Here is a 20,058-nt window from a genome sequence, read left to right on the forward strand (position 1 = left end):
TTTCGTTGGGGCCTTTGCGGAGAGCGGATACCACATGCGCCTCGGGTCGAAACGCAGTCGCTTGGCAGTCCAGGATTCCTGCGGACGTGGAATAGATAAGAGGGTCCCTAGCCGCACGGAAATCACCTTACATAGCCCCCTTGGATTGCCTAACTTGTCATGTGCGCGGTGTGCGGCTATGCCTTCGAAGCCCTGCTCGTCATCTGTTTTCCATTTCGATAGCCGAGCTTACGGCTGAGGAAGATGCTTCCCCGTCTATGTGGCCTCCGGTCTTGCGCCATGCAGGGCGCAGCCCGTAGGTAAGGCTTCGCCAGAGCCACTCTACCGGGCCGAAATGAAAACGCCGCAACCACCAATAGCTGGCGATCGCCTGCAAGGAAAACACCATCACACCGACTAGCGTGACGGCGATAAGACCATAGCGCGGCCCTACCCCCAGGCCGATGCCATAGAACAATGCGACGCCGACGATGCTTTGCAACAAGTAGTTAGTTAGCGCCATGCGCCCGACGGGTGCCAGCTTAGACAACCAACGCTGCGCGGATGGAAGCAGGTACAGCAACACGAAACCGCAGGCCCAGGCGATGCCAACCGCCAATGGCGCCGTACGTTGAATCACGCGGGTCACGTATCTGCCGAGTTCGCTGTTGAGCAGGGGGAACTCGGCACGCAGATCTGCCTGAAACGCTTCCACTAGCATCGCCCACAGGCCAACGACCAGGCTGCCAAGAAATAGCCGCCACAATAACTTGTGATGCTGCCGCGGGTGCTGCAGCAATCCGACACGGCCGGCCCAATAGCCAAGCAGAAAACGCCCTAATACGAATAGCAGCAGGGCCCAGTTGGTCGTGCGCGCCCATTGTGCGGTGAAAATATTTTGAAACAAGGCGACTGACCAGGAATCAGCGCCAAACGCCTGCAGTGCCTGGGCGTAGACGTCATTCGAGCGCGGAAACCCCTGCATCAATGGACGAATCCAAGGTAGCAGCAACGGCGGAAGCAGCAGCGCGCATACTAATCCGCTGCCGATCAACATGCGCGCACTTGCATGGCGAAACGGGAGCAGCAACAAACCGACGACGGCATAGGTCAACAAGATGTCGCCCCACCATATGAACCAGCCGTGGATCGCGCCGATTACGGCCAATACAAGCATTCGCCGCACATAACGACGGGTGCTCGCGGTATCCGTGCGCTCCATCTGCAATGCGAAACCCAGGCCGAACAACAGGGAGAACACGGTGATGGCTTTGATGTCCACCAGCCACGTCATCAAAGCAGCCACAACCCGGTCCGACCCGGCGGTAATCAGATGTTCCTGCTGCTCCTCTGGAAGGAAGGCATACAGCGAAAGATAGGTCAGGTTGACCAGAAAGACGCCGAACAGAGCGAAGCCACGCAAGGAGTCAATCAGCTCATGACGCGTACGTACGGGTCGCGTGCTTATGACCGAGTGCGTGGATGGGCGTGAGTAAGGTTCCATCGATACTCCCGTAGAGGAACTGTCCGGACTTCTCTGGATCGGAAACGAGCATTTCCAACCGACTTCGTATGCCAGGGGTCTCCCCTATCCTCGCTCAAGAAAGAGCTACGAGCGAGTAGATATTGCCACCTTGCCTTCGTCATCGACGTGTTCGCACGCCGAATCGTAGGCCGGCGGATCAGCACTTCGATGCGGACGGACTTTCTGCTCGCTGCGCTGGAACAGGTACCGGAAGAACCGGGTGACGCGAGCGTCATCCACGCGGCGACTAGAGCAGGCCATCGATAGGAAGCAGGTGCAGCAGCGTCACTTCCGTGCGCCGCTTGGTGTTTGCAGCGGGATCGCGCTGATAAGTGACCGGCTTGCCATCATCCTCTGCCCGCCAGACGAGGTCGTGGGAAGCCGAATCGATCGTCACCTGATACGCATTGGAAGGCCGCGTCGCCGTATGGAAGAAGTCGCTGACGGCATGGGCCAATCCAGGCGAATCTACGATGACGCCCATTTCGGTATTGAGCAACTTGGAGCGCTGATCCATGTTGAGAGAGCCGATGAAGACCTGATGGCCGTCCACGACGATGGTCTTGGCGTGAAGACTGATACCCGACGATTTACCAATAGATGTGGATGACTGACTCTGGCCCGACGTTGGCTTGAGCTCATAGAGCTGCACGCCACCTTCGGCCAGCGCCTTGCGATAGTGCACATAGCCCGCATGCGCCGCCGTCTCGTCAGTCGACGCCAGTGAGTTCGTCAGTATCTTGATGGACACGCCACTCTGTGCCAGCGACACGAGGTGCTTCGTGCCGGCATCACCGGGTATGAAGTATGGCGTCGTCGCCAGTATCTCGTGCTGCGCGCCGTCCACCATGGTCTTTAGCCGCGGGCCGATGCGCAGCGCCGGCACGTCGCCGGTGGCCTCGATCTTCTCTGGCTGATCGGCTACGAGCTCGGCATCGCCCCAGAACCATGCTCCTCGCCTGTCGGCGGTCGGCCCATCCGGCAACTCATCCAGCACGGCCTGCGCATAGTCGGATTGTGCAAATGCCCGCACCTCCTTCTGGAGAATCAATCGCGCGGCTGCAAGGCGCTGGCCAGAGCCATCCGTCTTCTTGAGCTGGTTGAGTGGATAGGCGGCATCGCAGTTCCAGTAAGCATCGAACGCTTCGGAAGCCTGCGGGACAACGGGGCCGATAGCCACCACGTCGAGGTCGCGGAAGCGCGTGTCGCTGCCCGCGTCGAAGTAAGGATCGCCAATATTGCGTCCGCCGATGACGGCCACGCTGTTGTCGACGATGAACGACTTGTTGTGCATACGCCGATTGAGGCGTCGCCATTCCAACATGAGCTGGGTGACACGGGACAGCAGCGTCGGGTCCCGCGTCTGGAATGGATTGAACAGCCGGACCTCGATGTTCGGATGCGAATCCAGCGCTTCGAACAGATGACCCTTGTCATCGAAGTTGTTGTCGTCGATGAGCATCCGGACACGCACGCCGCGATCGGCAGCGGCAAGAAGATGCTGCATCATCAGATGTCCGGTCATGTCGTTGGCAAAGATGTAGTACTGCAAGTCGATCGAGTGCGCGGCATGATCGGCTAGCGCCACCCGACTTAGCAGGGCGTTCGTGCTCAATGTCAGCAACCGAAAGCCCGACTGGTGCGGATGCTTGTCCACCTCCGAATGGGCGTACCGCGCTGATGCGGTATCGGCCGCTGTCGACAAGTGGTGCGTCTCCGCCTTCTCTGTGCTGGGCGGGAGCGTGGAGCACGCCTGAAGGAAAACACAAAGGATTGTGAAGGCGAACGCGACGACCCAACGATCTGTTCGCATACCTACACCCTCAGATAGGCCAGCCAGTCCGCGACTCGTGGACCTTTCCCGCTCCGGTTACATCGTTCATTTAGCACAGCCAGGCCCTATCCCGACTGACCGCAGAAGTCTGCACCTGCTTGTTCAGGGTTGGTGCCGAAAGATAGAGGCTTCCAGCCGAGCATTCCCGCTAACCATAGTCCCGGAATCCGCAACGCTAGAAGCACCAGGGATCGCCGGAGCCCCAATTCGGTCTCTCAACCTGACTGGAGCCTCGACTGGGCGCAGTCGCTGACTTCGAATGAGCGCTTCCGAAACGCTCCGACGATCAGCCAAGTGATGGAAACGCCGTGATGCGCAACTTGGCTCCCGCATACGGCACCAGCGTGATGGATTGCACGCTCTCATCGGTGGATGATTCGGCATGGGCCGGCACAGGATCGGCACTACCTTCCGACGCCTTCCAAGCGGGCACATAACGCCCTTGCATGGCTAGTCGCACGGCAGCCGCAGCACCTGCGAACGGCCTTTCGCCGACGGGGTGCTCGCTCACCGTGACAGGCACATCCGGCTTGATGCCGATATTCCAGCGCGAGCCGGGATACACCTGCCAATCGTTCGTTGGGGCACGCTTGCGCCAGACGACCCAGTTCTCCCCGATGGGGAATGCGTAGACCAAGGCCCCACGAGTGAAGCTCAGCGCGCCGTTGTAGCCATGCTCGATCTTTACCGCGGCGTTGAACGTCACTTCAACCGTATCGCCGGGCGCCCATATGCGATCAATCGTCGTGAAGCCAGGAGTCGTTTCGACCGGCGCTCCGTTCACTGCGATTCGCGTGCCCTGCGACCACGCGGGAATGCGCAACCGCAAGGGGAACGCAACGGCACGGTGCGGCCTCAGTGTGATGCTGACGGTTTGCCGAAATGGATAATCGCTGACCTGCTCAACCACTAAGGGCACCGCACGCACTACGGTCGTCACCGTACACGGCGCGTAGCCCATCGCAGCCAGCCCCTGCTCGGCCGTTGCCATCCACAAGCTATTGGCGAACTTCGGCCAGCCTTGATGGAAATTCGCCGTGCAGCAGCGGAAATTGGGCTCGAGTCCAAACAGATTCGATTCCGGCCCGTCGGTGGTCCACGGTTGACGGTGCAGACTGCATTCGACCTGGTTGGATTGCTGGTTGTACTGATGTGCCCACATGTCATCGGTCAGCGCACCCGGCAGCGCATTGAACGCGATGCGCTCCAGCCGATCGCCCAACGCGGCATCGCCGGTAATGGCCAATGCCACCTCTAACGAAAACATGGTCTCTACCACCGTGCACAGCTCGGTGCCTTGCGAAGGACTGCGGCCGGCAAGATGCTCATCGGCGGAAAACATGCCATTGGGCAAGCCGTGATACGTGTCCAGCATGCTCAGTTGATGATGTACGGCATCGCGATCGGTCCCGCTCCCCGACGCCACCGACCACACCGGAGACGCTTTCAACGCCTGTGCAATGTTGACGCCATACACCTGCAAGCCAAGGTCTTCCATAAAGGCATCGGAACCACCGGCTTGCTTGCGTAATGCGTCCGCATCGGTCTTCTCCGTGAAGGGGAAATGGGCAAACATGCTTTGCCAGTCGTAACCTTGCTGCTTGAGCAGATGCGCAAGCTCAAGCAATGCTGCATCACGAGTGCGCTGATAGAGCCACAGCACGGAAATGAGCTCGTCCTGCCATCGCATGCGCCCCCAATCGCGCAACGGCCGTGCAGGCAGCGCCTGCAACTGATAATGAAAATAACGCGTCATCAACGGCACAACGCGGGGATCGCCGGTGAGCTCGTGATACTGCGTCAGCACCTTGAGCATGACCATGCGCGGCCACCAGTCGTCATTGCTCCGCGGGCCGAACATGCCGTTTTCCCAAGGGTGGTCCAGCGTCCAGTCGATAAAACGCATCGCCTTCGCCTTGAGCTTCGGCGAATCCAGTTGCCATGCCAGCGGAACCAGCCCGTCGAGAAAATAGGGGCCGTCTTCCCACGACTCGCCTTTGCCGCCCAACCATCCACTATCCGGCCCAAGGATCGGCCAGAACTCATCGAGATGACCGCCCAGGCCGCCCGCCTGGATTTGCAGCTGCCGCAACAACCAGCCACTCGCCTTGATTGAACCGGTCGGCAGAAGCGCAAAGGGCTGTTGCATCAACGGCGCTTGCGTAAATAACGGCGCTTGTTGCGCACGCCCCGCAACCGCTTCTGCTGCCGATGTCGCGTCTGCGCGAAGCGGGCGGAATGTCATCGCACTCATCACCCCTGCCAAGGCCATGCCTTGCAGAAAGGAACGGCGGCTCATCGAAGACAGCGGTGGCATGCGATTACTCTCGGCCGGCGGCGATCCGGCGAGTGTTGTTCAATTGTCCGACAAATTCAAATAGGCCCGGGAATTTCGGCTTCATTCCAAGGGTGTCCGCTTTGAGTCGAAAGCGGACATTCAACACTGGAGTTAAGTGGAGCCGGAGGCGTCCGCCTTGAACGAATAGTTAGGCAGCATGACTTGCTTCGTCATCACCATCCGCTAACGGAAAGAGCAGCTCGTTGTCATCGGGATCGTCAATCTGGATCACATCGTAGCCCCACCAGGATTTCTTGCTAGGAATGGAGCGCTCAGCAATTTCGCGCTTGAATTCCGCAATACCCTCACGAGTGAGCTCTACAAACAGGCGCCCTTTGTCTCTACGTCCAGCATCCTCGTAAAGAATAATTTCACAGCCCGCTCTATCGACTTGACATACCTTGCCCTGCCCATCGCCCTCGTGCCACGCCCTTTTGAAACCAAGCATATCGGTATAGAAGTGCAATGCACGATTGACGTCACTGACAAAGAGGACCGGCCTTGCATACCACCTATGCATGATATTTCTCCGAGGGTACGTTGCGCGTCCCAACTACCGAATAGACGGACGTGCACGTCCGAATTATAGATCTGCGCTCACCTGCTGAACGCGGCCCCTAGTCACCAACTGTCCGCTTTGGGTCGAAAGCAGACGTTAACGATGCCTCAAGCATCGCCAATCTAAGGGAACAGACTCTCTGAGCCGCTAAAGCGACTGCTTCCTACCCTGCTACACGGCTTTGCTCGGCGGCATCGGTTCTGACGAATTAGCGGGCTTTCATAGCACTACGGCAGTCTGAACTTGCGAGTGGTGCGCAGCGGCCAGATGGATGTGAAGCGGGTGCCGCCTGCCACGCGGAAGGCGGCTGAAACGCCGTTCAGAACGCCCAATCCTTCGAGAACGTCTTTTGCGCGCCGAAACGAATTTCGCGGGTCAGACGCAAGCATGAAAAGATTGATCTCTTTTGGACTGACATCGTAGCCCTCCAGTTCGACTGCATTGCCCAATGCCTCCTTCAACTTTCCCTCAATCGCTGCGAGAAAGGCTTCGTCGGCCAGAGACTTGCGCCAGAACTTGATGACGAGCTGATAATCCATTGGGCGATTGTAAGCCCAACTATCTCCACTTCCACCGAAAAACCCGAACCCGCCCCCAGATCAGTGCAACCCAACCGCCTGCGATGCCGTAGATCGCCAGCAATGCTCCGACAAACGGCAACGGAAGAAAGCGGATAAGTGGAAGCTAGAACCACCAAGCCAAAGCCGCAGAGCGCGCAAATGAAGGCCATCCCGCCACAGATAGCGGGGCCAAGCACTTCGCCTTCCTTAGCTAACCGCATGAGATCGCCCCTGCCTGCAACCTTCCCGCGGAGCCATCGAACAATGTCCGCTAAGGGTTGGAAGCGGACCGTGCACTAGCTCAGATGGAAGCCCACGATCAAGATCAATAACCCCATGCCAAACGCCGCTCCCATAGCCATCCAAAACCGGGTTCCTCGTACAAGCAAGGTCAAGGTGAACACGGCGCCTGCACACGAGTAGGAATCAACGGATGCCGAAGGATTGGACTGACTCCATGGCCTAAGAATGAGCAGATATTCCAAGGCGAAACATGTGATCACAAGCCGAGCGTGCCAATTCAAGTTCCATGATTTCGCCAATGTCATCGTCCCCGGCTTCATCGCGTGCACACACCGACGAAGTTGATCAATCGAAGCCATGGGTCGCGATCAGCGCGCCAGGATCTTGATCAGCGTTGGCCTATGGGCCGGAATCGGCCAGGAGCGGTCATATGTTTGTGCTGGAAGCACGCCCGCGACTTGATACAGTACGACGATAAACCCGCACGAACCTGAAGTGAGCCATCTATGGGCAAATTACCTTCCCGTGCTATGCCGGAACCGCAGAGTTTTCGGTCATCAAAAGAACTTCGCGCATGGATGGCGAAGGAGCACGCCCGAGCCCGTGGTCTGCTCCTGCGAATTTACAAGAAAGACTCTGGTGTTCCATCGGTCACGTATGCCGAGGCGCTTGACCAGGCGCTATGTTTCGGTTGGATAGATGGGAAAAAGCTGCCGTTTGACGCGAACTCCTGGGTGCAAAAATTCACCCCGCGCAGGGCGAAAAGCGGTTGGTCCAAGATAAATGTTGCGCATGTGGATCGGCTTATCCAGGAGGGCCAAATGACGCCTGCTGGTCTCAAGGAAGTAGAAGCGGCCAAAGCTGACGGGCGCTGGACCACTGCGTATGATTCTTCCGCTAACGCAACGGTGCCTCCGGAGTTCATCGAGGAGCTCGCACGTAACGCCAAGGCAAAGCAGTTCTACGCAACGCTCAACAAAGCCAATCTGTATTCGATTGCCTACCGGTTGCAAACAGCAAAGCGCTCAGAGACAAAGATCAAGCGCATAAAACTGATTATCGATATGCTCGCGCGCGGCGAGAAATTTCACTGACTGCCCAGGCCAGTGCGTCGAAGCACTGCCATTCGCCACTCCCGCGTCCATGATCGCCTCTCCTAAGCTGCCCTCTCCAGCCGCGGCCGCCGACAGGCCGCTTGGGGTCGAAAGCGGACACTGCCCGACAGCGCACAAGCGGCCGATCTGTGTATGGGGCGGAAACGGACGTCGTGAGTTACAGGCTCCGCCAAGCGTCCACGTCACTCGACCCTCCAGCCAAATCCTGGCAGGGAGCATCGAAACACGCCTGTCTTTCAATCATAGGCCGACTGCGGTGCGGAAAATCGGCTCGCGCTGCCGAACCTCCGCAGCAACGTTGCTATTCATTAAGTCGAATGGATCCACGCCAGCAACGCCTGGGTTGGTGGCGAGAACGCTACCGGGCCCGTAATCAGCATGCTGATCATGATGATACCAACGCCCCATAGATAAGCTGCGTGTACCCGGCGTCGCGTGAACAGGTCATACGCTGGCCCGGCGAGGGCAAACAGCATGATCACCCCGAACATCACCATTGGTGCGGCATGCCCGAACGAGTCCATGGGTAACAGCCGACCAACGCCAGGCCCGAGGATCGACACCGTGGCGCACAGCATCAGTCGGCGATGCCAGTCAGCCTGGCGGCGAAGCTTCACGCCCGCCGTCACCAGGACGCCGAACACGAGGATGCCAAGGGTGTTCATGGCGAGGAAGACAGCCGGCGGGAAAAATGATGGCACCAGGTTGTCGTGTATGGCGAGGAAAGTCGCGGTTAAGGCCATGACCACCATAGCCGCCGCAAGGACCGCGCCCGCCAGGCCGAGGCGTCGATGAAGCCGGATCGATCCGCGAAGGACCAGTGCCGGCTGCATCACCAACAGCACGACCCACAGCGAGAAGATTGCGCCGTGGACATAGAGGAGCACAGGCAAGCTTGGTGACGCAGTGAAGTCATCCGGAACCGTGCGGGAGAAACCCCCAATGATTACGGCGGCCATCACGAGCGACAGGATCAGATAGAACGCCGGTCGCGTTCTGGGCGCCGCACGACCGGCCACGTCAATGCTGGTCATTACACTTCCCCGATATCGAACACCCCGGAAGAATCGTAGCCGACACGATTCGCCGCGGACAGGCATCGAGCGCGGAAATAGGTGGACCAGACGCTCTATATCGAAAGTAGGCGCCGACATTCCCCCAGCTATTGCAGCTCAGCGCGCGTCCATATCCGACGGGTGGAATAACTATCGGGCGAAGAACTGTCCGCTCCGGGTCGGAAGCGGACATCTCACTCATCAGTTACTCGTCTAGTGCCGACACCACTAGAACATTAAATCCTGAGTGTAGAAACCATCGCCGGCGCATGTCACACACTCGGCCTACGCCAACCGCCTGACTTGACGCAGCAACCGTTCGTCACGGCCCAGCGCCCGCCCATCACCCATCGCATGTCACGCATACCGGCCCGCGCCAATATGGGATCGCGCACCTCCACGTCCCCATCCAGCCAGGGCCACCATCGCCATGAACCACATCCCATCGAAATCCCTCCTTAGCCGTCGCGCAAGCACGCTGCTGACGTCGCTCGCCATCGGCCTGACCAGTGTTGCCGGGCATGCCGCCGACACCACGCACGCCAAGCCCGATGAAACCGCTCACACCGAAGCCGCCGTGCTTGCGACGGAGGATCATTGGGAGCAGGCCGAAGGCACCGGCGACCTGATGTATCTCGAGCAGTTGCTGATTCCCGAATACCGCTCCGTCGGGTTCAACGGAAACGTTCACGCCAAGGCCGACATTCTTGCCCATGCGACGAAGAATCGTGATTCGGACAAAGGCATGAAGGAGATCAAGGCCTATCTCAAAGCGCACCCCACCGGACATACCGTGGTGATTAGCGGCGACGTGGCCATCGTCTCGTTCTACGACCAGACCCTCGGCCCGCAAAAAGGCGTGCGGTCCTCCGATGTCTTCGTCTACTACAACGGCGGCTGGCACGCTGCGTATTCGCAGCATACGGAGGTCGGCAAGAGCTAAGTGCATAGCGGGGTCAGGCTGAGCTGGCCCCGATCTTGGTACGGAGCCTGGCCCTAGTTTCCTGGTGGTCGCAACTCGCAGCTATCGACAACAGCAGCAAGTTCATCCGCGTGCTTGGCGAAGCACGCAAAAACGGGCCTGGCATCGACCTTCAGTGGCCTCGTCTTGGTGTCGGCACTGGCAGCGAGGTCAGCGAGTTGCCATAGCACGTCGCGGATCTCGCATAACCGGCGGTACGCGTGCTCGGGGAGGTCGTAGTGCAGCGCGAGGGGCTGCGGCTTGCGTGCGATACCGGCCATGGTGGTGTCTCCTTGGCGTGGACTCGTTGGTTTCGCCCAGGTGCGGCACACCGTGCGCAATGCACGACGTGCCGCGGGGCGATCACAGGACTCAAGGGCTCACCGACGGCTCATGCGTGAGCGCCGGTGCGGTGTGATTGAAGAAGTGGATCGCAGCGTCTGCACTTTCCATCGAGGCACGCGGCAACGCGCCGGGTGCAACGGCATAAGTGGATTCGCATGGAAACGGCAGCGCCGCGGTTCCTCAATCGTGTTCGCTGATAACGCGAACCGCCCGGTTGATCGGTGAGGGTGCCGCCGAGGGGTTTGGCGGGCGAGCAAGTACCGTATGATCTGGCCTAGCCATATCAACTCCTGTGTAAGTTGGTTTGGTTAGCGAGTCAGGGGTGCTCCAACACCTCTGGCTCGCGCTTCTACACTGCATCACTGCAATGGTTGCTTGCGTCGACGTGAGACAGACTCCGCGAGCAACGGAACGAAGCTAGCAAAAGATCAGATGGACGTCTGTAGGGATTGGACTGCACGCTACGTGCGGAATGTGTCGGCTGCTGGTGGTGTTTGCGAATGCTGTCTATAGGAGCGCCAGCCACTCCTCTGCTGCGAGCCATTCGACTTGAGCTTCGTGGGCAGTCTGCGGTTCCGGGAGAGCTAACTCTGAAAATCCAATACGCCCGGGTTTCGCCGCCTTTGGACATCTCAGCGAGGGATGTCACCTCGGTTTACTTCCCAGAAGGTTTTGCCCGAGTGGGATCGGTCAATGAAGTAGTGGTAGTTCCCCGAACGTATCGCGTCCATGGCGGCCACCGCGTCCTCGACTGTCTTTTTGTCGGTATGCGTCAGCAGATCGTGAAGTGTCGGCAATGCGTCCGGCCTCAGCGAGTAGGCGAGCAATCCGCACGCGCGATAACGCACCAGGGATGCCCTGTCCTTGCATCCAAGAACTCCGAGTTGAAACGCCTCTTCGCTGATGCGAGCAAATCCCGTTGCGTAGAACAGCAGCGAAACTCTTGCCCGTGCCTGACGAAATTTCGGGTACGCCTCAAGAAAATGAGGCACGACCAGGGCGCCAAGTGGCTTTAACTTCTGCCATACGTCCTCATGCTCCAAGGACGAAGGCGACTGGAAGCGCAAAACGTGCTCGTGAATTGCTGCAGTTTCCATCTGTCTCCATGTCCCTGATGACCTAACGAGAAGCGACCGCTTCGTGCCAGCGCTTGGCGTCTTGAAGAAAAGCCTCTTTCGCAGCCCGATCGGAAAATGCTCGCTCCGGAACAAGTATCGAATTACCGGAGGTACTGACGATCGCTATGAGGCCGAAGGCACTCTCAATCGATGCGACCTGCCCCCAGGACCGCGAGCCGGACTTTCTCCCAATCTGCGTAGACCAACCTTCGGGCCCCACATCTAGAATGCGTTCCTTGCTCTTGAACATCACCTGTGGCCACGCCGCCATCAGGGTGATCAAAATCAACGCTGTCAGCAGGAATCCGACCAAGAGTTTGCTCGGCCCAAGCTTGGTGCCCGACAGCGCCACGATCATCCCAAATGCAGCTGCGGCGCTTAGTAGGTGCCACCACCAATACTTGGCTCGCCAAACACGCCAATACCACCGCCAGACCTCCATGCGGCCCGATCGGTAGCGAAGGGAATAGGTTTGCTCGCTCATATTTTCCATACGTCGCGCATCTTCCATGGCCCCCCGATGTCTCTTACTAGAGACCCATTGTGAGCTTGCAATGTCCGCTATGAGCCGGAAGCGGACATGCGAAGCCACCGACTACCGCAACAAATGAACCAAATTGATTATGACCTCTGCGAGTACCGGCACTGCAAGCGCCGCACAAACGGCCACCCAAAGTCGCGTTTGCCTCGGAACCAGCGCCAAGGTTAGGAATGCCGCCGAGCAGGTATACGCACCTATCGCAATCGACTGATTGAGCCCACTCCATGGCCTGGCGAAAAGCAGGTATCCCACAGCACAGCAGGCGATTACCAACCGCAATCGCCAACTCAGGTTCCACTCCCTTGCCATCCCCATGCAGCCCTCTCTACATGTTTTTAAGAAAAGTATCGCAATGTCCGCTATGGGTCGATAGCGGACCTTGGCGTCATGCTACATGACATGAATCTCGTTCAGCTTTATCTCCAAGCCCGCGTCAGTTTCAACGACAACGAACGTTGCCGTGAGATCTGATGCAAGGCCATCAATATTGAGGTCGTACCAGATCTCCGCGATCTCGCCTCTCCTATTGCGAGCCCAGCGACTCACTTCTTTTCTCTGAGTGATGTCAGTCGGCTCGCCATACACCGTAACTCGTTGCGCCGGATCGCGCCGGTCATAGGCTTTGATTACATCTCGCACGAGTGAGGGCGACCATTTCATTTCAGGAACATGGCCGGTAAATGCGAACGCGCCCTCATAGTTCTCTTGCTCCATGAGCGCGGCCCAGCGATCAGCAAACTCGATGAGCTGATCATCAGTGGCGGAGAGCGGCAGACGTTCCATTGCTGTCTAGCTCCTCGGTTAGCGAGTCCAGGTAAATCCTTGCTGACGTCCGCTTCGGGTCGGAAGCGGACATTACGCAAATGATGAGGCCTCACGAAGATCACGAGTGAGGCTCAAGAGCTCGCGGATCAATGGCCATAGCTGATGACGCGTGTGATTTGCCATTTACCATGGTCGTTGCGCCACACGTGAACAAGCCGAGGTGTCGCCGTAAGTTCATCGGGCTTGCCCGGCTCCACAATCCAAAAGCGATGTGTGGCGATTTCGACCGCGCCGTAGTCTTTAATTGGATATACCTCAAGCGTCCCGGGGACTATTTCGCGTCGAAGTTTGGAAACATTGTTTGGGCCACACCGCCCCTTGAAGGCCGGAATCAACTGATCGCGTGTCGTCGTTACCGCATCGTTGTCCTGATAGAACTCTATGTCGTCCGCCAAGTAGCGCTTCCACGCTTCAAAATTGCAGGTATTGAAAGCATCGAAAAGCGCTTTATCAAGCGCCGCAATGGTGTCATGCAGGGATGCAGGCGACTCCGCTCGCAGAGGAAAGGCTGCAATCAATAGCATCAGCGAAGAAGTCACAATCGCATGGAGCCTTTTCATCGTTCGTACCTTTCTTCGGTGGCGAATTCAATTCTGAAGTGCATCACCTGATGGGGTGAAGCCGCCCAGGCGCGCTAGCCTGGGCGGCTTCACCGCCAAGCGGAACTGCACATGAGTGTGTATGTCCGCTTCGGGTCGGAAGCGGACCTCCCGGCGGTCATCTAGTCTTCGCACTTTGACGGCACTGCGTCCTCGCCAAAATGCATCTCGACTGCCGTTCGCACCAAACCCGGATAAGCAAACCAGTATTGGCGCCTCGTAGCATCCGTCACGAAGTCAGCACCGTAGTCATTGATGGCCAAGCGGCGCTCGAACTCCGACAACGGGGCTCGATCAAAGCTGAGAAGCACGCGCCTATAGTGGGTCATCAGGCGCCTGAAATCTCCAACGCAACTGATTCCGAGCGCTCCCAGTTCTGTCACCAACTCCTCGAATGAACCATCACCGTAGTCATTCCTTCGCGGAAAGAGGTTCGACATAGCTTGGTGTATCAGGGCTCCGGTTAGGGGCCTTTCGTAGGCGATCCGCCTAGCGGGTAATCGACTCACCATTGCCCCCTTGTGGAAATATCCGCTCCGGGTCAAAAGCAGATACTTGTTCCTAAGCATCACTGCGATTGTGCGGAGTAAATATGCTTCAACTCTGCGATGAGATGTCCGTTTTGGTCTTTCCGGATCAGGGCTTCCACGTCTAGCCTGGTCTTGGTGGGGCACACCAGTTGACCGAGTTTCTCGCAACGATCCTTCGCCAGTTTAAAAAACGAAGTCACGCTCTCATCGCCGCGCGTATAAAACGGGTCAACTACATTGATCGATCTCGGCGGATTGCAGGCGTCGTCAAGAAGTGCCCCGTAGTACATCTCGTCTGTCGCGTAAATCGCCTGGATCCGAACAACGCGTGCCATGAAGGCGTCCGGCCGCTGGACGACGGTACAGATGCTTGCCGAATCTTCATGCTGCGAGTCACCTTGCGCAGAGAGCGCCGGCTACAAGATAAAAAGCGGCAGGACCATCAGCATTCGGAAAAAGCGACTTTCGACGCTCGGCATTTCACCCCCTCCAAGAAAAGCCAAACCGACCGTTTTGTGATGTCCGCCTCGGGTCGGAAGCGGACGTCAGGCATCTCAAGACCTGGCGAATCTATTTCCAGTTACGCATGCGGGATACGACGGTGCAATGATCGCCCCCTGACATAGTTAGATGATTAGCTAACTATCACATCATGAGCAAGGTATTCAAAGCCCTTTCCGATCCCACCCGCCGGCGGGTACTGCAGCTCCTGCGTAAAGGGCCGATGACTGCAGGCGATCTCTGCGACCAATTCAACGTTTCCAAGCCGACCATGTCGGCGCACTTCGCGGTGCTGAAGGAGGCCGACTTGGTGCACGCCGAGAAGGCCGGCAAGTCCGTCACCTATCACTTGAAGCTCTCGGTGCTTGAAGAGGCGTTACTGGGCTTCGTCCATTCGTTCGGCTTGGGCGCGGAGGCGCCGGAGCCTAAGAAGGAGACTGCACGATGAAAAAGGAACTGATTGGAAGTCTCGCTTGGGCGGGCGTCATGCTCGCCCTGGCGCTCGGCGCGACCTTCGCGCACAAGCTGGGCTATATCGACCGCGACACAGTCACACGCGTGGTCATCGGCATTATCGGGCTCTGGATGGCCTGGTATGGCAACCGGATGCCCAAGACCATGGTCCCGGTCCCTGCCTGCGCCGGCCAGGCCAGGCGGGTCGCGAGCTGGTCCTTGGTGCTGAGCGGGCTTGTCTATGCCGGACTGTGGGCGTTCGCACCCATTCCGGTAGCGACAACGGCCGGGACTGTCGCAGTCTTGGCGGGTATAGCAGTCACGCTTGGCTATTGCCTGTCGTTGCGAGCCAAGGCGAAAGCCGCCTAATTCAGGCTCTCCTCGGGCTCGCGAGCTTGGTGGCCCGTGATGTCCGCTTTGGGTCGATAGCGGACGTCGCATAAGTGCCGCCGAACTTCGCCCGACACCCTAATCTTTCACTGGCCAGAGTATTGCCTGCGCGACGACTACATGGTCTCCATTGAATGTCGCCGCAGGAGAGCCGTACAGCTCGTAACCAAGACTTAGTGCCTCGGACACTCGTTGACAGAATGCAGCATCATCCTTGCCCGTGAGCAAGCGATATCGAGGCAAGCCATTGGGCGGCAGATTAGACATCTTGAGAATCCCCTAACGTTGCTTCACGCAATGGACTAAGTCCGCTCCGGGTCGAAAGCGGACCTCGCGGAACTCTAGTTGTCGAACAAATCCGCTGTCTTCCGAGCGTCATCCAGCGTATTTGCGGATATCCAGAATTTGTCACCATGAAAGGGGACTTGGATATAGCTTGCTACGACAACTTCTTGCTTTACCGTCAGTACTATTGGCTGCGGATTTCCGTGATCTGTAAGTTTTGCGAGCTTCAGAGCACTATCCGGATCGAGCTTTAGGATGACATCGAATTGGTCGAGTTTCTCGTTCTTGCCAATAGCTATCGCGATTAGCTTCACGCCTTCAACCTGCTTACCTACGTCAATGCACTCGATTTGGTGCATATAGCCCACAGCACGGGCGGAACGTCTCAAATCGCTTCTATCCTCACTCCGAGTCGTAGCCCCACAACCTATGGCGAACGCAACTGGAGCGAAGGAATGCTTCGTTCTGATGACCTCGCTATCGCCTGGTGCCGCCGCGGTGAACGCGGGCAAGCAGCAAAGAAGTAGTAGCCAAGACAATCCCTTCCAATTCATCCCTTGCTCCTATCGGTGCCTAGTGGTATCGGACAAATAGCCGCTTTGCGCCAGGACCGCTATGGGTCGGAAGCGAACGCCTTGCGATCTTCGCCCAAGCGTCAATTCTTCGGAATGTCGATCATGAACCCTGGTTCCTGTGCGGCCCGGACTTGGCTATTGGACATGTGAAAATCAATGGGCGTGGCGACCGTTTCCCTCACATTCTCACCATCGAAAACACTGATCTTTGCCGCATCGTTGTCGAGTGGCGTAACGAGCGCCCTTCCTAAGAAGACCCCAAGATCTATGCCTGTGCTCTTCTCCGAAATTTCATGGAAGTTCGCGGGCCATCGGCCATAGAAATAGCGGAAAAGACGGCACGCGAGCGAAAGTTTGGTCGCCTCGTTCATGACTTTGGCTTGGTAGTCCGAGAGAGGATGTTCTGCGTAACGGTCCACTCGGGATGATGTGACTGTCGGCGGTGAACCTATCGATGCCGACTCACTGCTCTGTGCGAACACGGCACAAGGCACAAGCAGAAAAATAACCCCCAAAAATCTGTGCACTCTCCCCCCCTGTAGAAAAGGTGACGCTTGATGGTTTCCAGGCATCTCCGTATGTCCGCTTCGGGTCGATAGCGGACCTTAGCCCGCGAACGTCGCCCTTCTGTCCTCCGCCCTGACCATTAAGACGAATGGATTCATCGACCTTCCATTAAAAGCTGATTTGAACTCCTGGTTCACGTACGAAATCTCGATCGCGCTTCCCACTTTGAGCTCGCATTGGGCCACGCTGGTCTCTATCTGAAGTAGCCACCGCGAATGCTCACCGTCGGCATCGATCACTTCCACCTCCGGGAAGTCCCCGGCACGGCCAGTCCAAAATTGAGCGATGGTGCCTTGCAATACTTGGGTGGGAAGTTCCTTGTTCCAGATGTTGTCCCACCACTCTTCCGAGCCAAGCAACCCATGCGTGATCTTAAGTCCGACTGCCCCGAGCTCAGGGACGCCTCCTGCACATGCTCGATTGTCCATCGATCGTCGCGAAGGTCATAGATAACTTTCATGCGATTCCCAAGGCTCACTTTTGGTCTGCTTTGGGTCGGAAGCGGACCTTTAACTCAACACTGCCCGCGACTTGATGTACGCACGAATCCGATCCTCGTCCGCGCTGGTCGCCGGGTTGTACACGATCATTCCCAGATCCGGCCGCCCATCAACAGCGAAGGCGGAAAACTCAAGCTCCAGGAGACCCAGTTCGGCATGGTGCAGGCGCTTTACGCCCTCTCCGTAGGCGTTGACGTCGTTGGCCAGCCATAGCACTTCGAACTCGGGACTCAGTCGGGACAGCTCTTCAACGAACTGGCCGATCTCCGCAACAGCGCCCGCACGCGCAGCGTCTGCACGAAATGCGCCGACAACGAACCGGGCCACGCTTTGCCAGTCTTCCTGCGCGGCGCGTACCCGTGAATTGGAAAAGATCAGCCGCAAAATATTCCTCTCTGCGGGAGGTAGCGCACCGTAGTCCGTGAGCACAGCCGCCGCTGCGCGGTTCCAGGCCACGACATCCCATAGGGCGGTCTTGACGATCGCGGGGCTGACCTCCATCGCCTCGAGTACACGTTGCAGCCGCGGCGTGACGCCTTCAACGGCTCTGTAACGGACTTCGGGTGGATGACCGAGGCCCAGTATGAAAAGGTGTTCGCGCTCCGGTTCGGTCAGCATCAGCCCGCTGGCGATACGGTTGAGCACATCTGCCGAGGGCGCCCCTCCCCGCCCCTGCTCCAGCCAGGTGTACCAGGTGGGGCTTATGTTGGCGCGTTGGGCGACCTCTTCCCTGCGCAGGCCTGGCGTGCGCCGGCGCCCGCCAGTGAAGCCAAAGGCAGCCGGGTCGAGCCGGTTGCGCCGGTCTTTCAAATAGGTGCCGAGCTGATTGCCGATAGGCGTAGACATGGCGATCCTGTTGGTTCTTATACCCTGATAACGTCACTTCTTTACCAGTATGAGCGCTGGAATAAGTTAGATCCAATACCCATCTTTGGAGACTCTCCATGCGCATATTCCTGACCGGCGCGACCGGCTTTATCGGCTCCCGGATCGTGCCGGAGTTGCTCGCCGCCGGACATCGCGTTCTTGGCATGACACGATCGGATGAGGGTGCGCATGCTCTCGCCTACGCTGGCGCCGAGGTGCATCGCGGCCATCTGGAAGATCTGGACAGTCTGCGCAGCGGCGCAGCCAAGGCGGACGCCGTGATCCACACCGCGTTCGATCATGATTTCTCCAATTTCGTCGCCAACTGCGAGAAGGATCGGCAGGCCATCAAGGCAATGGGTTCGGCGCTGGCGGGTTCCGACCGTCCGCTGCTGATCACGTCGGGAACGGGCATGGGAAGCACCATGCCAGGCAAGCCTGCGACCGAGGATGTCTTCAATACAGAACATCCCAACCCGCGGTCGGCATCGGAGGTCGCGGGGGCGGAGATGCTCGCGGCTGGTGTCGCCGTGTCAGTCGTGCGGCTTCCGCAGGTGCATGACACGGTGAGGCAGGGCCTTATCAGCCCGTTGATCGCCATGGCCCGCGCCAAAGGTGTATCGGCCTATGTCGGCGAAGGGCTCAACCATTGGCCAGCTGCGCATGTGCTCGACGTGGCGCGGCTCTATCGGCTGGCGATCGAGAAATGCGAGCCGGGCGCGCGCTATCACGCCGTTGCCGAAGAGGGTATTCGTGTTCGCGATATCGCCGAAGTGATCGGTGCAGGCTTGGGTGTGCCCGCAAAGTCCATCTCGCCGAGTGATGCGGGAGATCATTTCGGATGGTTGGCCGGATTCGTCGGCATGGACCTATTGGCGTCGAGCGCGTGGACACGCAAGGTTCTGGAATGGCATCCGAGCGGCCCAGGCCTGCTAGACGATCTCGAACGGATGGACTACTCCAGCGTCCGCTGAACGATCTACCTGTTTCAATGTGTTGCAACGACCGCCTGAAGTCGCAGTCGAAAGCAGACATTAGCTGGTGCCTTGATGCTGTCCCGAATCCAAGTTGACCCAAAGCTCGGAACCAATGCCGGTTTCCAGTTCGGTCCATTGGTCGCCCACGAGGATGCCTAGTGTCGTGGCCTCAGTGAAGCACTTAGGAAACGGCTGTACGCCAAGCGCGGTCAACGTACGTCGGTGCCCGGTAGGTAAGCGCAGTTCGAAGAGGTCACCAGCTTGAAGCATTGCGTCCTTCTGTTTGGTACGACCGACTAGGACGACACCCTGCTTAGGCGTCTCTAGGGCATCAGCAATGTCGAGAAGCTTCTTCATAGCACCGTCCTTAGATGGGGAAGTGGCTTGTCCGCTTTGGGTCGGAAGCGGACATTCGTTCATTGAACGCTCGACCCCAAGTTACTGCCCGAAAATAAGCTCCGGATGAGTAAAGGTCACCCAGAGAAAGATCAGTCCAGCACCCATTGCGAACGCATTGAGCACCCTGATCACGATGATGCGCCGACGCATCTCCCGCCCATGCTTTGAGGCGGGCAGTCGCCGGTCAAAGAGCATGCCAGTCAAGCAAAACCAAGAACCAATATCCCACCAGTGAAGCGAGCCATCACGCGTTTTGAAGTAACCCGGGTCAACGCCTCTGAGTTGTCGCGCGACACGCCAGGTCATCAAATTGATGCAAATGATCGCCAACCCCAAGGCATCCACTACATGCCCATACCGCATCTTCCCCTCCCTTTAGGATCACGACCGCTTCCGAGCAAAATGGTCCGCTTCGGG

Annotated in this window: 24 protein-coding genes; 5 read left to right on the forward strand and 19 right to left on the reverse strand. The window is 58.0% G+C overall.

Going from position 1 to position 20,058, the window contains the following annotated elements; translation table 11 throughout:
• Nucleotides 1-199: 199 nt before the first annotated feature.
• The 5 genes from BM338_RS00535 to BM338_RS00555 all read right to left on the reverse strand — a co-directional run bounded on the left by BM338_RS00535 (nucleotide 200) and on the right by BM338_RS00555 (nucleotide 6,774).
• Nucleotides 200-1,402 carry a DUF418 domain-containing protein gene (locus tag BM338_RS00535; protein ID WP_177229187.1) on the reverse strand — a complete coding sequence of 401 codons (1,203 nt, stop codon included), beginning with the start codon at nucleotides 1,400-1,402 and terminating at the stop codon, nucleotides 200-202.
• Between the two features lie 349 nt (nucleotides 1,403-1,751).
• On the reverse strand, nucleotides 1,752-3,119 hold the full coding sequence (locus BM338_RS00540) for a phospholipase D family protein (RefSeq protein WP_255367144.1): 1,368 nt from the start codon (nucleotides 3,117-3,119) through the stop codon (nucleotides 1,752-1,754).
• 505 nt (nucleotides 3,120-3,624) lie between these two features.
• Nucleotides 3,625-5,487 (reverse strand): beta-L-arabinofuranosidase domain-containing protein, encoded by a 1,863-nt coding sequence (locus BM338_RS00545; protein WP_255367145.1) that lies wholly within the window; start codon nucleotides 5,485-5,487, stop codon nucleotides 3,625-3,627.
• Between the two features lie 337 nt (nucleotides 5,488-5,824).
• Nucleotides 5,825-6,196: a glyoxalase superfamily protein gene (locus tag BM338_RS00550; RefSeq protein WP_090448841.1), complete on the reverse strand. Its 372-nt coding sequence runs from the start codon at nucleotides 6,194-6,196 to the stop codon at nucleotides 5,825-5,827.
• A gap of 266 nt (nucleotides 6,197-6,462) precedes the next feature.
• Nucleotides 6,463-6,774 carry a hypothetical protein gene (locus BM338_RS00555; RefSeq protein ID WP_090448842.1) on the reverse strand — a complete coding sequence of 104 codons (312 nt, stop codon included), beginning with the start codon at nucleotides 6,772-6,774 and terminating at the stop codon, nucleotides 6,463-6,465.
• Nucleotides 6,775-7,544: 770 nt separating this feature from the next.
• Between BM338_RS00555 and BM338_RS00560 the strand changes: the two genes are divergently transcribed.
• Complete coding sequence (locus BM338_RS00560; protein ID WP_255367146.1) at nucleotides 7,545-8,132, forward strand: YdeI/OmpD-associated family protein; 588 nt, start codon at nucleotides 7,545-7,547, stop codon at nucleotides 8,130-8,132.
• 329 nt (nucleotides 8,133-8,461) lie between these two features.
• Here the strand turns inward: BM338_RS00560 and BM338_RS00565 are convergent, their stop codons facing one another.
• Nucleotides 8,462-9,187 carry a hypothetical protein gene (locus BM338_RS00565; RefSeq protein WP_090448844.1) on the reverse strand — a complete coding sequence of 242 codons (726 nt, stop codon included), beginning with the start codon at nucleotides 9,185-9,187 and terminating at the stop codon, nucleotides 8,462-8,464.
• A gap of 451 nt (nucleotides 9,188-9,638) precedes the next feature.
• Here BM338_RS00565 and BM338_RS00570 point away from each other — a divergent pair, with 451 nt between their 5' ends.
• A complete protein-coding gene (locus tag BM338_RS00570; RefSeq protein WP_090448845.1) occupies nucleotides 9,639-10,151 on the forward strand; it encodes a nuclear transport factor 2 family protein in 513 nt (170 codons plus the stop codon).
• A 53-nt stretch (nucleotides 10,152-10,204) separates the two neighbouring features.
• Here BM338_RS00570 and BM338_RS00575 read toward each other — a convergent pair whose 3' ends face one another.
• The 6 genes from BM338_RS00575 to BM338_RS00605 form a co-directional block, all read right to left on the reverse strand.
• Nucleotides 10,205-10,450 (reverse strand): XAC0095 family protein, encoded by a 246-nt coding sequence (locus BM338_RS00575; protein ID WP_090448846.1) that lies wholly within the window; start codon nucleotides 10,448-10,450, stop codon nucleotides 10,205-10,207.
• A 696-nt stretch (nucleotides 10,451-11,146) separates the two neighbouring features.
• Nucleotides 11,147-11,611 carry a HEAT repeat domain-containing protein gene (locus BM338_RS00580; RefSeq protein ID WP_090448847.1) on the reverse strand — a complete coding sequence of 155 codons (465 nt, stop codon included), beginning with the start codon at nucleotides 11,609-11,611 and terminating at the stop codon, nucleotides 11,147-11,149.
• A gap of 22 nt (nucleotides 11,612-11,633) precedes the next feature.
• Complete coding sequence (locus BM338_RS00585; protein ID WP_143109218.1) at nucleotides 11,634-12,116, reverse strand: hypothetical protein; 483 nt, start codon at nucleotides 12,114-12,116, stop codon at nucleotides 11,634-11,636.
• Nucleotides 12,117-12,563: 447 nt separating this feature from the next.
• A complete protein-coding gene (locus tag BM338_RS00590; RefSeq protein ID WP_090448849.1) occupies nucleotides 12,564-12,956 on the reverse strand; it encodes a DUF7668 domain-containing protein in 393 nt (130 codons plus the stop codon).
• A 128-nt stretch (nucleotides 12,957-13,084) separates the two neighbouring features.
• Nucleotides 13,085-13,558, reverse strand: coding sequence for a nuclear transport factor 2 family protein (locus BM338_RS00595; RefSeq protein ID WP_090448850.1), 474 nt, complete (start codon nucleotides 13,556-13,558; stop codon nucleotides 13,085-13,087).
• 607 nt (nucleotides 13,559-14,165) lie between these two features.
• Nucleotides 14,166-14,462 carry a hypothetical protein gene (locus BM338_RS00605; protein WP_090448852.1) on the reverse strand — a complete coding sequence of 99 codons (297 nt, stop codon included), beginning with the start codon at nucleotides 14,460-14,462 and terminating at the stop codon, nucleotides 14,166-14,168.
• A gap of 317 nt (nucleotides 14,463-14,779) precedes the next feature.
• Here BM338_RS00605 and BM338_RS00610 point away from each other — a divergent pair, with 317 nt between their 5' ends.
• Both BM338_RS00610 and BM338_RS00615 read left to right on the forward strand, forming a co-directional pair.
• Nucleotides 14,780-15,076, forward strand: coding sequence for an autorepressor SdpR family transcription factor (locus BM338_RS00610; RefSeq protein WP_090448853.1), 297 nt, complete (start codon nucleotides 14,780-14,782; stop codon nucleotides 15,074-15,076).
• Nucleotides 15,073-15,450: a hypothetical protein gene (locus BM338_RS00615; RefSeq protein ID WP_218156279.1), complete on the forward strand. Its 378-nt coding sequence runs from the start codon at nucleotides 15,073-15,075 to the stop codon at nucleotides 15,448-15,450. The genes BM338_RS00610 and BM338_RS00615 overlap by 4 nt, the downstream gene beginning before the upstream one ends.
• 99 nt (nucleotides 15,451-15,549) lie before the next feature.
• Here the strand turns inward: BM338_RS00615 and BM338_RS00620 are convergent, their stop codons facing one another.
• The 5 genes from BM338_RS00620 to BM338_RS00640 all read right to left on the reverse strand — a co-directional run bounded on the left by BM338_RS00620 (nucleotide 15,550) and on the right by BM338_RS00640 (nucleotide 18,244).
• Nucleotides 15,550-15,738 carry a DUF1737 domain-containing protein gene (locus BM338_RS00620; protein WP_090448854.1) on the reverse strand — a complete coding sequence of 63 codons (189 nt, stop codon included), beginning with the start codon at nucleotides 15,736-15,738 and terminating at the stop codon, nucleotides 15,550-15,552.
• Between the two features lie 74 nt (nucleotides 15,739-15,812).
• Nucleotides 15,813-16,145: a hypothetical protein gene (locus BM338_RS00625; protein WP_143109219.1), complete on the reverse strand. Its 333-nt coding sequence runs from the start codon at nucleotides 16,143-16,145 to the stop codon at nucleotides 15,813-15,815.
• A gap of 266 nt (nucleotides 16,146-16,411) precedes the next feature.
• Nucleotides 16,412-16,702 (reverse strand): hypothetical protein, encoded by a 291-nt coding sequence (locus tag BM338_RS00630; protein WP_143109220.1) that lies wholly within the window; start codon nucleotides 16,700-16,702, stop codon nucleotides 16,412-16,414.
• A 234-nt stretch (nucleotides 16,703-16,936) separates the two neighbouring features.
• Nucleotides 16,937-17,326 (reverse strand): hypothetical protein, encoded by a 390-nt coding sequence (locus BM338_RS00635; RefSeq protein WP_090448857.1) that lies wholly within the window; start codon nucleotides 17,324-17,326, stop codon nucleotides 16,937-16,939.
• Between the two features lie 81 nt (nucleotides 17,327-17,407).
• Nucleotides 17,408-18,244, reverse strand: a complete 837-nt coding sequence (locus BM338_RS00640; protein ID WP_090448858.1) for a helix-turn-helix transcriptional regulator — start codon at nucleotides 18,242-18,244, stop codon at nucleotides 17,408-17,410.
• 98 nt (nucleotides 18,245-18,342) lie between these two features.
• Here BM338_RS00640 and BM338_RS00645 point away from each other — a divergent pair, with 98 nt between their 5' ends.
• Nucleotides 18,343-19,239 (forward strand): SDR family oxidoreductase, encoded by an 897-nt coding sequence (locus BM338_RS00645; protein WP_090448859.1) that lies wholly within the window; start codon nucleotides 18,343-18,345, stop codon nucleotides 19,237-19,239.
• 60 nt (nucleotides 19,240-19,299) lie between these two features.
• Here the strand turns inward: BM338_RS00645 and BM338_RS00650 are convergent, their stop codons facing one another.
• Entirely contained in the window at nucleotides 19,300-19,599 is a 300-nt protein-coding gene (locus BM338_RS00650; protein ID WP_090448860.1) for a hypothetical protein, read from the reverse strand.
• A gap of 81 nt (nucleotides 19,600-19,680) precedes the next feature.
• Nucleotides 19,681-20,004 carry a hypothetical protein gene (locus BM338_RS00655; RefSeq protein ID WP_090448861.1) on the reverse strand — a complete coding sequence of 108 codons (324 nt, stop codon included), beginning with the start codon at nucleotides 20,002-20,004 and terminating at the stop codon, nucleotides 19,681-19,683.
• Nucleotides 20,005-20,058 lie beyond the last annotated feature (54 nt).

It is taken from the genome of Dyella sp. OK004, from assembly GCF_900114495.1.
Lineage (GTDB): Bacteria > Pseudomonadota > Gammaproteobacteria > Xanthomonadales > Rhodanobacteraceae > Dyella_D.

Coding starts and splice junctions, on each gene's coding strand:
- BM338_RS00545 (WP_255367145.1), bottom strand. CDS start 5,487: ATGCAACAGCCCTTTGCGCTTCTGCCGACCGGTTCAATCAAGGCGAGT.
- BM338_RS00550 (WP_090448841.1), bottom strand. CDS start 6,196: ATGCATAGGTGGTATGCAAGGCCGGTCCTCTTTGTCAGTGACGTCAAT.
- BM338_RS00555 (WP_090448842.1), bottom strand. CDS start 6,774: ATGGATTATCAGCTCGTCATCAAGTTCTGGCGCAAGTCTCTGGCCGAC.
- BM338_RS00560 (WP_255367146.1), top strand. CDS start 7,545: ATGGGCAAATTACCTTCCCGTGCTATGCCGGAACCGCAGAGTTTTCGG.
- BM338_RS00565 (WP_090448844.1), bottom strand. CDS start 9,187: ATGACCAGCATTGACGTGGCCGGTCGTGCGGCGCCCAGAACGCGACCG.
- BM338_RS00570 (WP_090448845.1), top strand. CDS start 9,639: ATGAACCACATCCCATCGAAATCCCTCCTTAGCCGTCGCGCAAGCACG.
- BM338_RS00575 (WP_090448846.1), bottom strand. CDS start 10,450: ATGGCCGGTATCGCACGCAAGCCGCAGCCCCTCGCGCTGCACTACGAC.
- BM338_RS00580 (WP_090448847.1), bottom strand. CDS start 11,611: ATGGAAACTGCAGCAATTCACGAGCACGTTTTGCGCTTCCAGTCGCCT.
- BM338_RS00585 (WP_143109218.1), bottom strand. CDS start 12,116: ATGAGCGAGCAAACCTATTCCCTTCGCTACCGATCGGGCCGCATGGAG.
- BM338_RS00590 (WP_090448849.1), bottom strand. CDS start 12,956: ATGGAACGTCTGCCGCTCTCCGCCACTGATGATCAGCTCATCGAGTTT.
- BM338_RS00595 (WP_090448850.1), bottom strand. CDS start 13,558: ATGAAAAGGCTCCATGCGATTGTGACTTCTTCGCTGATGCTATTGATT.
- BM338_RS00605 (WP_090448852.1), bottom strand. CDS start 14,462: ATGGCACGCGTTGTTCGGATCCAGGCGATTTACGCGACAGACGAGATG.
- BM338_RS00610 (WP_090448853.1), top strand. CDS start 14,780: ATGAGCAAGGTATTCAAAGCCCTTTCCGATCCCACCCGCCGGCGGGTA.
- BM338_RS00615 (WP_218156279.1), top strand. CDS start 15,073: ATGAAAAAGGAACTGATTGGAAGTCTCGCTTGGGCGGGCGTCATGCTC.
- BM338_RS00620 (WP_090448854.1), bottom strand. CDS start 15,738: ATGTCTAATCTGCCGCCCAATGGCTTGCCTCGATATCGCTTGCTCACG.
- BM338_RS00630 (WP_143109220.1), bottom strand. CDS start 16,702: ATGAACGAGGCGACCAAACTTTCGCTCGCGTGCCGTCTTTTCCGCTAT.
- BM338_RS00635 (WP_090448857.1), bottom strand. CDS start 17,326: ATGGACAATCGAGCATGTGCAGGAGGCGTCCCTGAGCTCGGGGCAGTC.
- BM338_RS00640 (WP_090448858.1), bottom strand. CDS start 18,244: ATGTCTACGCCTATCGGCAATCAGCTCGGCACCTATTTGAAAGACCGG.
- BM338_RS00645 (WP_090448859.1), top strand. CDS start 18,343: ATGCGCATATTCCTGACCGGCGCGACCGGCTTTATCGGCTCCCGGATC.
- BM338_RS00650 (WP_090448860.1), bottom strand. CDS start 19,599: ATGAAGAAGCTTCTCGACATTGCTGATGCCCTAGAGACGCCTAAGCAG.
- BM338_RS00655 (WP_090448861.1), bottom strand. CDS start 20,004: ATGCGGTATGGGCATGTAGTGGATGCCTTGGGGTTGGCGATCATTTGC.